This window comes from Brevibacillus fluminis, from assembly GCF_052072235.1.
Lineage (GTDB): Bacteria > Bacillota > Bacilli > Brevibacillales > Brevibacillaceae > Brevibacillus_D > Brevibacillus_D fluminis_A.
The window spans coordinates 2,046,559-2,059,108 of sequence record NZ_CM125436.1 but is presented as its reverse complement, the minus strand read 5'-3'; the positions used below and the strand labels follow the sequence as shown (position 1 = coordinate 2,059,108).

Genomic DNA, 12,550 nt, shown 5'->3' with positions numbered 1-12,550 from the left:
TACAACTCCCCCTCTCCACCTGAGACTCTTCCTGTTTCCTTTCAACCAGGAGGTTCATCGTATTCTTTATTTCCGTGAAACCTAGATGACTTGTACGATGTACCGATCCCCAAAATTCTGACCAGTCGTAATGTATTTGATAAATTTAAAGGCCTGCAACTGCTGGAAAAACCATAGTTTTCCATGCAACTCCTCATTCGACAATCACACTGCAATTCCTACTGCAAATTTGGAAATGTGACAAATTTTACATTTTATTCGCTTTTATTCATATAAAGCATCTTTTTACAAAACGTAATCTATGCTACTGTAATACTACGCTTTAAAGAAACATATTTTCGAATATTCTTAATCTATTGTTCTATTATTGAAAAAGTCTATCTTTCTTTCGCTCTCTACATACGACCAGACTGCCGACATGCACGCGAATGAATATGCATATTCGATTATATAATCAATAGATTCTAGCGTCATACCACTTTTTGTGTATTTCTTTTCGTTGCGCGACAACCGCACTGTTCAACAGTAGAAATGGATTCCAGACACCAGTTGGTTTGACGGGCCTTTCTAAATAGATGATGCAAGAGGTGACCTTACATGAGTGAATCGTATCTTGGTGAAATTCGCATGTTTGCGGGCAATTTCGCTCCGCAAGGCTGGGCATTGTGCAATGGTCAGTTATTGAGCATTGCTGAAAATGAGGCCCTATTCGCACTGATTGGTACTACATACGGAGGGGATGGACAATCCACGTTCGCTTTACCGGATCTTCAAGGTAGAATCCCGGTTCACCCAAGTGCAAACCATCCACGTGGTGAAAAAGCAGGTTCTGAGTCCGTTTTATTGAACACCGACCAATTACCAGCACATACGCATACAGCCAATGCCAATCTGGATCTTGCAGTAGGCGACACTCCCGCTAATAACGTATGGGCCCAAAATTTCTACAGCAGTTACTCCAGTGGGGTCGGTCAGACGCCGGTCGGTATGAATCCATCTCTGCTCTCGCCCGTTGGCAGTGGGCAGCCTCATGACAACATGATGCCGTCGCTCACCATATCCTACATCATAAGTTTGTATGGGAGCTTCCCTCCCCAACCTTAAGCATTGACAATTTTTTACGATAAAGGAGGACAATTACGATGTCAGAACCATTTGTGGGCGAAATTCGCTTGTTCGCCAATAATTACGCACCAAGAGGCTGGATGTTTTGCGAGGGGCAAATTTTGCAAATCAATCAAAACCAAGCGCTCTACTCCCTGCTGGGAAATGTTTATGGCGGAGACGGCATAACCACGTTTGCCCTTCCAGATTACCGTGGCCGTGTTCCGATTCATGTGAGTCCGAACATTCCTCTCGGGACAGCTCAGGGTGAGGAAAATCATACGTTAACGATCAATGAGATGCCGCAGCACACCCATCAAGTGAACGCTTCCTCCAATCTCGCTTCAACACCTCTCCCTGGCGGCAATGCCTGGGCAGCAGTAGATAATACATATGATCCGGCTTCCACTATGGTCCAAATGAATGCAGGCGCAATCGGCATAACGGGCGGCAGCAAACCTCACAGCAACATGCAGCCCTATCTTGTTATGAACTACGCGATTGCTGTACAAGGAATCTTTCCATCGCGCAACTAAAAGGAGGTAAACAAATGGCAGACGCTTATATCGGCGAAATTCGCATTTTTGCAGGCAACTTCGCGCCCAAAGGATGGGCGCTTTGCAACGGTCAACTTTTGCAAATTCAACAAAATATCGCGCTGTTCTCCATTCTTGGCGTACAATATGGCGGAGACGGCAAAAACACCTTTGCTTTGCCAAATTTGATGGGGGCCGCTGCGATGCACCAGGGCGCCGGACAAGGTTTGACTCCTCGCGCGATGGGCAGTAAGGTGGGATCGCCAACCGTCACACTGCTCACTAACCAAATCCCTGCCCATACGCATGTTCCACAAGCAATTAATGCGGCTGGTGACGCGAATGCGCCGGGGGGGAACTACTGGGCACAAGGACCAGAACCGGACCCGTTTTCACCTGCGCCCAATTTATTTGACCCTGTGGTGAATGTGCAGATGTCGCCGGTTGCTGTTAATGTATCAGGCGGATCGATGCCGCATAACAACATGCAACCGTTCATTGCGCAAAACTTCATTATTTGTTTGCAGGGCGAGTTTCCATCTCGTGGGTAAAAGAAGCTGCACGAAATAAACTGGCTACAAATGAAATAACCTCACACGGTCTTCGTTGAAAGCCATGCGAGGTTATTTTCTTTCTGCTTACCTCTTGCTCGAATTCTCCTTTCACCCAGCCAAAACCCACCCGGCAACCATCCCCGCAGCCACAACCACCCACGGCGGCATTTTCCAAAACACAAGCATGAGAAACAACACAACGGCAGCTGCAAAATCAGCCGGAGCCACGATCGTGCTCGTCCAAATCGGATCATAAAATGCGCACAGCAGCAATCCGACCACCGCTGCGTTCACCCCTGCGAGCGCTCCCTGAATCTTGGGGCTCTTACGAATAGCCGCCCAAAAAGGCAGCACGCCGACCACGAGCAGAAAAGCCGGGAGAAATATGGCGAGCGTCGCAACCGCCGCGCCAAGCCATCCTCCTCGCACAGCTCCGAGATACGCGGCGAACGTAAATAAAGGTCCGGGCACTGCTTGCGCTGCTCCATATCCGGCGAGAAACGCTCCCTTGCTGATCCAGCCGGTTGGTACCACTTCTTTTTCCAACAGCGGCAGGACGACATGCCCGCCACCGAAAACGAGCGAGCCTGCCCGATAGAAACTGTCGAAAAGCGTTATCCCCGGTAACGGATACAGATTGCGCAGCAACGGCAGCCCCAGCAAGAGAGCGAAAAATAACACGAGACAGATCGTTGCTGCCATACGTGTGATGGGGATGCGGATTTGCGGTGAACCGCCGCTTTCCGCTTTCCTGTACAGCAGTGTACCAATGAGACCCGCAGCCGCGATCAGAATCACCTGTCCGACACTCGATGGCCAGAGCAACGCGATCGCCGCTGTCCCTAACGCGATGGTTGCCCTGCTGCGGTCCGGCGCGAGCTTTTGGCCCATGCTGATCATCGCTTGTGCGACAATTGCCACCGCGACCAGCTTTAAACCGTGTATCCAGCCGGCATGGGCGAGATCCAGCCCGCCTATGCCAAAAGCAAACAGGACGAGCGCGATGACGGACGGCCATGTAAACCCGATCCATGCAGCGATTCCGCCCAGCATTCCCGCTCGCATGACACCGATGCCGATCCCGACCTGGCTGCTGGCAGGTCCAGGCAAAAACTGGCACAACGCAACCAAATCTGCGTAGCTTCGCTCATCGATCCATTTTTGGCGGCGGACGTATTCATTGTGAAAATAGCCGAGATGGGCAATGGGTCCGCCAAATGAAGTCAGGCCCAATTTAGTAGAGATGAGTAGTACATTCCAAATCGCCTGCCAGTCGGTCTTGTATCCTTTTGCCGCTCCATGTGGCATCCGGTTCAGCTCCTTCTCCCTTTCTGTGGATTTCCTTTCATTCGTTCCCTCCATTTGCAAGTATAGCGGAATCTTGCGGATTTGTTGCTGTTTGTCCACGATTTTTACAATCGGTTTACGATTCGTTGACAACACGTCCACCGCACCAACCCTAGTCATAACCACCGGCTTAGCCGGTGGCTTCCATTAGCCCTATAAGGGCATGTTGCAAGCGGGCGCCTCCAAGGCGCACTGAAAGTCTGCCAACCGCGTGCTACCACAGGCTGGCCCTTAAAAGGGCTACTTTACCTGCCCTTTTTTACCGACTCACCCGTAAACGGGTCAATCATCTCTTTCATCGTTAATTGTTCATAATTCTTGTCCTCCACCATTTGGTTTCGAATGTATTCTTCAATCACTTTTTTGTTTCGACCTACCGTGTCCACATAGTATCCTCTGCACCAAAATTGTCGGCTTCCGTATCGATACTTCATGTTTGCAAACTTATCAAAAATCATAAGTGAGCTTTTCCCCTTTAAATAGCCCATGAATTCCGACACACTTAGTTTGGGAGGGATGCTACCAGCATGTGGATATGATCCACGCAGGCCTCCGCTTCAACAATTTCTACTCCTTTTCGTTCACATAGTTCCCGAAGGATTTTTCCTATTTCTCGTTTTAGTTTGCCGTAAATTACTTGTCTACGGTATTTTGGAGCAAATACAATATGGTATTTGCAGTTCCATTTTGTGTGTGCTAAACTGCTGTTGTCCATCCTTTGTCCTCCTTGATTTCATGTGAGCGGTTGGCAGACCAGTTCTCATGGTATCATCGAGTTCAAAGGATCACCACTTATAGCTATAAGCTTTCTGGAACCCCCAGTCGAACTGGGGGTTTTCGTTATACAAAAAAACAGCCACCGCTCGCTGCGATGGCTGTACGTGCTCCTATTTCTTCTCTACCGCCCGGTGATACACTTCTTTTCCTTCGACCATCGTCAGCAGCACTTTTGCATCTTTGATCTGTGTGACCGGGATGGCGAACAGATTTTTGTCCAGCACGATGATGTCGGCTTTTTTGCCCAGCTCGATTGAACCCGTGATGTCATCCACATGGTTGGCATAAGCGCCCTCAATCGTAAAGCTGGCGATCATGTCCGGCAATGTGGCGCGCTCTTCCGGATTGGCGATTTTTTTCGGATCGGTTTCGCCGTCAGCGATCCGGGTGATTCCTTGCTGGATGCCGTTTAACGGATTGAATTCCGGTGTCACGACATAGTCGCTGGAAGAGGCCACATGCACCCCTTGATTGATCAGGCTTTTCATCGGATATTCTTTTTCCGCACGCTCGCGGCCCAAATAAGGCACCTCGATCTCATCGTAAAAGCCGTCCTCTTGCATGAACCAGAACGGTTGGACGATGCCGACTGCACCGAGCTTTTTGAAGCGCTCGATATCTTGCGGATTCACCAGTTGGAGATGGACGAGCGAATGGCGCGCATCGTGGTCGCCGTTTTGCTGCTCGGCATAGGCCATTCCATCCAAAGCGATGCGCGTGGATGCGTCGCCGATGGAGTGGATGTGCAGCTGGAAGCCTGCCTTGTCAGCAGCCGCAGCTGTCTTTTGATACACGTCCGGCTTCCAGATCAGTTCCCCGTTCGTATGCTTGTGCTCATACGGTTTTTCCAGATACGCGGTAGCGCCTTCGACGACACCGTCCATAAAAATCTTGACGGCATTGATCTGGAACAATGGCGTTTGGTTGCGGTCGCGAATTTTCACGAACTCGGCCACTTGCTCCGGGCCTTTGTCCGGATTGGCGGTGATCGCGTTGCGGAAGCGGATGGTCAGCTTGTTTTCCTTGGCCAGCTCCTCATATGCTTCCAACACATTCGGGTAACGCAGCAAATCCGGGTCGCGCACGGTTGTGACACCGCGTTCCACCGCTTTTTGCTGGTACGCCTCAATACCGGTTTCATACTGCTGCACCGTGTAGCCCCCGATTTTTTGCAAAACCAGATCCATCGCTTTTTCGCGCAGCGTTCCGGACGGTTCGCCGGTCTTCGGATCGCGTTCGATTACACCGCCTGTCGGGTTTGGCGTATCTTTGGTGATGCCGGCGAGTTTCAAGGCTGCCGAATTGACCCACAGCGAGTGGCCGTCATCCGACGTGAGCGCGATTGGCGTCGTCGGCACGATTTGGTCCAGCACTTCCTTGCGCGGTCCGATTCCCGGCGCCACCGGATTGCTCCAGCCGCGTCCTTGCAACGTCGGTTCCTGCGGATGCTCCTTGACAAACGCCTGAATGATCTCGACATATTTATCGATTGAGTCACCGTCGAACAGGTCGATCGAATAAATCAATCCGGTTGTTTTGCTCGCATGCGTATGGCTGTCGATAAAGCCGGGCAGCACCATTTTCCCTTGTAAATCGGTCACTTTGGTTTGCGCACCGATAAATGCTTTTGCTCCTTCGTCTGTGCCGACGTAGACGATTTTGTCGCCCCGAATCGCGACTGCCTGTGCGACATTACGATTGCGGTCTACCGTGTAGACGACGCCGTTCGTAAACACGGCATCTGCCGGAGCAATCACGGATGCATTGGCTGCTTCCTTTGCAAAAGCTTGTCCTGTCCCTTGTGCAAACGCAGCCACCGGGCTCATCAGCGCCGTGGCGAGCAGCACACTCGTCCACTTTTTCCTAAACAAAACGATCCCCACCTATTCGCGTATAAGTAAATAATGTGTAATGATTCTAAAAACACAGTAAATATGATTGTAGCACACTTTGCAAAAATTTTTCCATACAAACCTGCATTTGGCTGTTTTTCTACCCGCACGCGCGCACGGTAAAACGAGCAGAAAAAAGACCCCGACGGCTTTTCGAAAAACCGCAGGGTCTATCGCTTGGCCCGCTCGCTTGCGTGAACAAGCTTGCGAATGGCCACATATCGTTTGTCTATTTATTTTTGCCTGGTATCTGGCTCCTGCTGCCGTTACACATCCTGCTGCACCCGTCGGCCAGGCATGAACATTTTCTGCTCATTGACGGGATTCACTTTGGCTGTCACCTCTGTCGGTGTGATCTTGTACACCGCTACCTGCGCGCCGTGAGACGAACGATACTTTTCCACATGCTGGCGTGACAATTGCTGCTCATAATAGCCAGGCACATATTTATCGAGCATCGCCTGCAAGGCGCCTGTCGCCTGTGACAGCTCGGTGATCCGCTCCGCCTTTCCAAAAAGCATCACACTCATATAAGCGGTGTCCGTCTCTGCCGGGACCGGATCGGTAATCGTCCCGTACTCTTCGCTGACCAAAAAACAAACGTTGCTGTTGGCTTGCAGAACACGCTCTTTGCGACCGGCATCTGCGCCGTGGAAGTAAATGGCACCATCATGCCAGACAAAATTCAGCGGGATGACATACGGGAACTCGCCATCCACCATGGACAGCGCACCCGTCTTCGCCTGGTTCAAAAATTCATCGATTTTCGTTTGATCGGTACAGGTTCGTTTTGCGTAGCGCATGGCTTCCATCTTACCTTCTCCTTTTTCAACTGCTTGTGTCTTTAAAGAGATTGTAAGAGGGATTCTGTCTTTGAAAAATAGACAGTTTTCAACCTTTTTATCAGGACAGTTTGAACTGGCTGATCGCTTTGCGCAGATCCTGTGCCAATTCGTTCAGCCGATGCGTCGATGCGCTGATTTCTTGCATGGAAGCAAGCTGCTCTTCAGACGCGGAGGCCACATTCTGGCTGTACAAAGCGCCTTCTTTCGCTGTTCCCGCCACTTGTTCGATCGTCGCGGTGATTTCCTCCGAGCTGGCCGACATCTGCTCAGCGGATGCGGACACTTCCTGAATCTGTCCCGTTACTTCCTGGATTGCGGAGACGATGCGTCCGAACGCTTGTCCCGCTTCATTGGCGACCGCAGCACCCGCACTTGCATCGCTTTCTGCGTGCGCCATCTGCTCCATCGCGCGGCTCGTAGCTGCTTGCACCCCGACGATCAGCGTGGCGATCTGGTCGGAAGACTTTTTCGACTGTTCCGCGAGCTTGCGTACCTCGTCGGCCACCACTGCGAAGCCGCGCCCATGCTCGCCTGCCCGCGCTGCCTCGATCGCAGCATTCAAGGCCAACAGATTGGTTTGGTTGGAAATATCCGTGATGACATCGGTAATTTTGCTGATCTCCTGCGAGTGGTTGTACAGCTCTTCGATCACGTTCGCGGATTCGCGGACCGAATGGTTGATCGCATTCATTTGGCTGACCGTCGTCTGGATCACGTCATTTCCCTGTGCTGCATGACCCGATACATCGATAGCCGACTCTGAAACACGCGACGCCGATTCGGCGATGCGCACGATGCCGAGCGACATTTCCTCCATCGCCCGCGCTGTCTCTTCCGCCCCTTGGGTTTGTGCTTCGGCTCCGGTCGCAACCTCCTGAATGTCGTTTGCGATCTGTTCGCTCGCTTTCGCCGTTTGCTCGGCATTTTGCAGCAACGTCTCAGCGGAGCCTGTCAGCTGGTTGACAATCTCCTGCGTATGTCCGATCAACAAGCGCATGTTGGCGATCATCGCATTGAAATTGGCGGACATCTGTCCGATCTCATCGTTGGAATGGATGGCAGCCGTGACGGTTAAATCGCCGTTCGCGGCGTTCAAGCTGAGGCGGGACATCTCTTTCACCGGCTTCAGCACGCGCCGGATCACGAACACGCTGATCCCGATACACAATGCCTCAAGTCCGATTGCGATGCTGACGCTATCCCACAGCGCACGATTGAGTTCGCCTTTTATCCTGTTGTAATCAAAATCAATGCCGAATACCGCGATCAGCTCGCCTTTGGCATTTGTGAGCGGGCTCAAAATCGTCACCCACGTCCCGTACTGGTCGGTGTACGGCTGCGAAATGCCGAGTCCGGTTGCTTCAAAATCTTTGTATGCCTGCAAATATTCCGGTGTCAATTCATACTCGCTGCCCGGAGTAATACCCGCATGATAAAGCGCCTCGTTTGCAAGGACCATTTTCAGCGTGTTTTTGCCTCCGGTGGTGTGAACCCCTGGAAACATCAGATATGAATTTGTAGCCAAATCTTTTTTTAGCGCGCCTTCAAGCATCGGTGCGAACGATTTGATGGTTGCATCCGTCTTGTATGCGTCAGGATTGGCTTGAATCGCGGAGACCATCTTTTGCACGTCATCCGGATAAGCTTGCCACAAGATGACATCCATCGCGCTGATGCCTTTGAGCTTCTCGTAATACATCGTTTCATCCCGATAATAGGAAACGGTGGTGAAACACGAGGCTAGCAGAAAAACAAGCAGTACGATAAACAAGTTCGCTTTCAATATGAGACTTTTCCTTATCATGTTCTCTCCCCCCACAACCAGGTGGTTCTGTTTTATATGGATAGTACCCCCGAACCGATCGGGTTGAAACCTTTTGCAGCTAAAAAAAAGACCGGCCCCTTTCACATTGAAAAGAGCCGGAACTTTTTCCCCCGGAAGAAGTGAAAATCGGTTACATCCGCTCGGTCTGCTGGACCGCGACTGTTTTCGCATCGTCCTGCCCTTGCTCAGCGGAGCCGGAGGTTACTTTCAGGCCGATGATGCTGATGATCAGAAGCGCGGAAAACACCAGCTTCAGCGTATGGCGCGGTTCGCCCAAAAACACCATCCCAAAAATAACGGTCCCAAGCGCGCCGATCCCCGTCCAGATCGCATATGCAGAACCGATCGGCAGCGTTTTGAGCGCCAGCGACAAAAAGTAGAAGCTGACCATCATCCCCGCAATGGTAATCACCGTCGGCCAAAGTCGCGAGAAGCCTTCGCTATATTTCATTGCCATCGCCCAAACCACCTCAAAAAGACCTGCCACAATCAAAAATACCCATGCCATATCGTATGTCTCCCCTCAATCCGTCTGTTTATTGTTTTACGCCGGACCAGAAAATGTTCCAGGCACCTTCGATCCGCTCGTCATGGTTTTCGTCCGTGTAATAATAAAGCTGGATGAACAAGCCATCCATCATCGCCAAAAAGGCAGCGATCAAATCAGCAAGCTTGTTGGGACGCAAGTGGCCTTTTTGCAAGCCCTCCGTGAAAATGCCGGTCAGGCTCGCCAGCAGCTGCTCTTCCTGCCGCAGAAAACGCGCGCGCAGCTCGTCTGCCAACGCAGCCGGCGGAAACAGCATCGCCCGTTTCAAAAAAGCAGCCTTCACGTCCTCTTGTTTAAAATAAAGGCAATTGGCCCGCAGGTAGGCGTACAGCACCTTTTCCGTATCCGAACGGTCCATCTCCCTGAGAAGCTGTTCCATCGCCACGACCTGATGATGCAGGACATCTTCAAAAACAGCGAGGAACAAGTCTTCTTTCCCTTTAAAATGCGCGTAAATCGACGGCTTCTTGATCCCCACGCCCTGTGCGATGTCAGAAAGCGACGCGCCCTCATAGCCATGCTTTGCGAACAATGGCAAGGAAACGGCCTTGATTTGTGCTAACGTCATATCTCTTCCCTCTCTTATTCACGGCAGTTTTCCTACCTACCGGTCGTTAGCTAAAGAGTAGCACACGCATAAGGCAAAGGCAAGGAAATGGAGCAAAAAAAAGACAGCATCATCAGGCCCGCGCCTCTGCTGTCTTTTTTCGATTGCTTGAACAATCATTTCACGATCAATACGGGACAATGCGCACCTTGAATCACATCGTGGCTGACGCTGCCGATCAGCATTTCCTTGAGCAGCCCAAGCCCTCTGCTGCCCATGACGATCAAGTCGTAGTTGCCTTCCTTTGCGATCTCGCAAATCGTTTTCGCCGGATTGCCGAAACGGCAGACCGTCTCGCACTGGATCCCGGTGTCAGCAAACAGCTCCTGCGCCTTTGCCACGATTTTGCGTCCTTCCTTCTCCTGTATTTGATCGATGTCGTCCACATCAATCGCCACTTCATTGAGCGTGATCGTCGGGTTCACATGCAAAAGGGTCACTTTGACATCTTGCCCGGCGCTTTCCGCAATCCATCTGGCGGACCGGACCGCATGACGAGCATGCGCCGAGCCGTCGACCGGAACCAATATTCGCTGATACATAAGCCATCCCTCCCAATTTCTCACAAAAAACCGATTAATGGTGATGAATTGCCGAGTCGATGCCTGCGAGATGCTTGCGACGCGCGGCAAGGAACAGCACGCCGAGCAAAACCATCGCGCCGCCGAAAATAAACGGCACGCTCGGGTTGAACATTTCCGCCAGTTTGCCTGCAAGCCACGGCGAAATCCCGCCGCCCAAAAAACGGACAAAGCTATACGCCGCAGATGCCACGGAACGTTCAACCGGAGCGGATTCCATAACCGCTGTCGTGATCAGGGTGTTGTTGATGCCAAGGAAAAACCCGGAGATCACCACGCAAGCCATGATGATGGCCGGAACGGAAGAGCCGATTCCCATCACCAGCAAAATCACTGCAAAAATGCTCAGTACCGAAATGATGGACGTAACCGTTCCGTATCGCTGCTGCAGACGCGGTGCGACGAAAACGGATGTGATGGCGAGCAGCAAGCCCCAGCCAAAGAAAACGAAGCCCAGACCGCGCTCGTTTAACTCCATTAAATACGGCGAGTACGCCATCAACGTGAAAAAGCCGAAGTTGTACAGGAATGCAACAACGCCCAACGTCAAAAGGCCGGGATAGCTGAGCGCTTTGAATGGTGCAGACAGTTTGATCGGTTTTTTTGGCTTTGCCACATTCGGCATGACGAACAGCAAAAACAGGAATGCGACAGCCATCAGCACGCTGACGCCAAAGAACGGGCCGCGCCATGAAATCGAGCCAAGCTCCCCGCCAAGAAGCGGACCGACAGCGATCCCGATCCCAAGCGCCGCTTCATAAAAAATAATCGCCTTGGCAGCACCGGAAGCCGATAACCCGACGATCGCGGACAAAGCGGTTGCCAGAAACAGCGAGTTCCCCAATCCCCAACCGCCGCGCAGCCACACGATCGCATTGATCGTATTGGAGTTGCCGGCCAGCGCGCTGAAAACGATGATGATGAACACGCCAGCAACCAACGTCCACTTTGTTCCCAAACGGCTGGACACAAAACCGGTAATCAGCATCGCGATGCCGGTAACAAGGTTATAACTGGTAAATAAGAGCGAAACCTGGCTGGGTGTTGCGTTCATTTTTTTCGCAATCGCCGGCAAAATCGGGTCAACGAGACCGATCCCCATAAACGAAATGACACAGGCGAATGCGATGACCCACACCGACAGCGGTTGACGAAACGCACTTTGCTGTTGGGTTAGATCCTGATACTGCGAATCTGACGACATCTCTTTCTTTCCCCTCCATTTGGGATGCATCGTAGTAGTATTCTCCCCAGCCCCCGCTTGTATCATATCGCCAAGGCGGACAGGGACGGATACTTCTGAAGCTCCCAATTGAATTTAGTTGTATGATGAAACTATGTATTTGTATTATACAACTTACTTTCACGCTGTCAACCCCTTCTGATTTCGATTCTGGAGAAACAAAAAAACGCAAACCCGCGTAGGTTTACGTCCTCGAACACACATTGGTTTGCGCTTTTTCGCGCGAGCAGTAGAAAGTTGTCGAGATGGAAAATAAAGGGAAACAAAACATGGCAGCGAATCCTTCGGAGAAGACCATAGAGGAGGTGTCCCGCAATGAAAGATCTTTCGATTCTTTTGCTTTCCTTGCTCTTGCTCACCGGTTCGTCTGAAATCGCCCCGGGGCAAGAATCTCTCCCTGCAAGCCCGGAAGAGCTGGGCCCGATTCCGGCTGAAATCGTTTGGGGCGGAAAAACATATGCCGTTTCAGATCGCCAATTGCCGTCGCGTGAGATCGGCACGCATTTGGGACAAGCATCATTCATTCGAGGCACCCGGATGGTGTATGAAATCAAAGGCGCCAACAGCAGCGAGCAGCTTGCCATCAAGCAGATGGGCAAGTATTATCTTCTGGCTACGTCGCAAAGGTAGCCGTCACGCTCAAGTCGTATGAATCATGTCATCCGCTCCTGCTTTAGCGATTTCGGCACGGA

General features: G+C 51.5%; 12 protein-coding genes and 1 pseudogene. 4 read left to right on the top strand and 9 right to left on the bottom strand.

Annotated elements, in window-relative coordinates; genetic code table 11:
• Window positions 1-597 precede the first annotated feature (597 nt).
• The 3 genes from ACTID9_RS10205 to ACTID9_RS10195 are packed head-to-tail and all read left to right on the top strand — an operon-like array spanning window position 598 to window position 2,191.
• The gene (locus ACTID9_RS10205) at window positions 598-1,104 is read left to right on the top strand and encodes a phage tail protein (protein WP_441071145.1); all 507 of its coding nucleotides are present in this window, start codon (window positions 598-600) and stop codon (window positions 1,102-1,104) included.
• A gap of 38 nt (window positions 1,105-1,142) precedes the next feature.
• A complete protein-coding gene (locus ACTID9_RS10200; protein WP_441071144.1) occupies window positions 1,143-1,640 on the top strand; it encodes a phage tail protein in 498 nt (165 codons plus the stop codon).
• A 14-nt stretch (window positions 1,641-1,654) separates the two neighbouring features.
• A complete protein-coding gene (locus ACTID9_RS10195) occupies window positions 1,655-2,191 on the top strand; it encodes a phage tail protein (RefSeq protein ID WP_441071143.1) in 537 nt (178 codons plus the stop codon).
• Window positions 2,192-2,302: 111 nt separating this feature from the next.
• Here the strand turns inward: ACTID9_RS10195 and ACTID9_RS10190 are convergent, their stop codons facing one another.
• From ACTID9_RS10190 to ACTID9_RS10150, 9 genes and pseudogenes are all read right to left on the bottom strand, one after another.
• Entirely contained in the window at window positions 2,303-3,502 is a 1,200-nt protein-coding gene (locus ACTID9_RS10190; RefSeq protein ID WP_441072537.1) for a chromate transporter, read from the bottom strand.
• A gap of 284 nt (window positions 3,503-3,786) precedes the next feature.
• Window positions 3,787-4,256: pseudogene (tnpA, locus tag ACTID9_RS10185) on the bottom strand (IS200/IS605 family transposase).
• Between the two features lie 172 nt (window positions 4,257-4,428).
• Window positions 4,429-6,189, bottom strand: a complete 1,761-nt coding sequence (locus ACTID9_RS10180; protein WP_441071142.1) for an amidohydrolase — start codon at window positions 6,187-6,189, stop codon at window positions 4,429-4,431.
• A gap of 287 nt (window positions 6,190-6,476) precedes the next feature.
• The gene (locus ACTID9_RS10175; RefSeq protein WP_441071141.1) at window positions 6,477-7,022 is read right to left on the bottom strand and encodes a pyridoxamine 5'-phosphate oxidase family protein; all 546 of its coding nucleotides are present in this window, start codon (window positions 7,020-7,022) and stop codon (window positions 6,477-6,479) included.
• Between the two features lie 91 nt (window positions 7,023-7,113).
• Window positions 7,114-8,859 carry a methyl-accepting chemotaxis protein gene (locus ACTID9_RS10170; RefSeq protein WP_441071140.1) on the bottom strand — a complete coding sequence of 582 codons (1,746 nt, stop codon included), beginning with the start codon at window positions 8,857-8,859 and terminating at the stop codon, window positions 7,114-7,116.
• 151 nt (window positions 8,860-9,010) lie between these two features.
• The gene (locus tag ACTID9_RS10165; protein WP_441071139.1) at window positions 9,011-9,388 is read right to left on the bottom strand and encodes a DMT family transporter; all 378 of its coding nucleotides are present in this window, start codon (window positions 9,386-9,388) and stop codon (window positions 9,011-9,013) included.
• A gap of 28 nt (window positions 9,389-9,416) precedes the next feature.
• Window positions 9,417-9,995, bottom strand: a complete 579-nt coding sequence (locus tag ACTID9_RS10160) for a TetR/AcrR family transcriptional regulator (RefSeq protein ID WP_441071138.1) — start codon at window positions 9,993-9,995, stop codon at window positions 9,417-9,419.
• Window positions 9,996-10,150: 155 nt separating this feature from the next.
• Window positions 10,151-10,576, bottom strand: a complete 426-nt coding sequence (locus ACTID9_RS10155; protein ID WP_441071137.1) for a universal stress protein — start codon at window positions 10,574-10,576, stop codon at window positions 10,151-10,153.
• A 34-nt stretch (window positions 10,577-10,610) separates the two neighbouring features.
• Window positions 10,611-11,819 carry an MFS transporter gene (locus ACTID9_RS10150; protein WP_441071136.1) on the bottom strand — a complete coding sequence of 403 codons (1,209 nt, stop codon included), beginning with the start codon at window positions 11,817-11,819 and terminating at the stop codon, window positions 10,611-10,613.
• A gap of 354 nt (window positions 11,820-12,173) precedes the next feature.
• Here ACTID9_RS10150 and ACTID9_RS10145 point away from each other — a divergent pair, with 354 nt between their 5' ends.
• Window positions 12,174-12,488, top strand: coding sequence for a hypothetical protein (locus tag ACTID9_RS10145; RefSeq protein ID WP_441071135.1), 315 nt, complete (start codon window positions 12,174-12,176; stop codon window positions 12,486-12,488).
• Window positions 12,489-12,550: the final 62 nt, after the last annotated feature.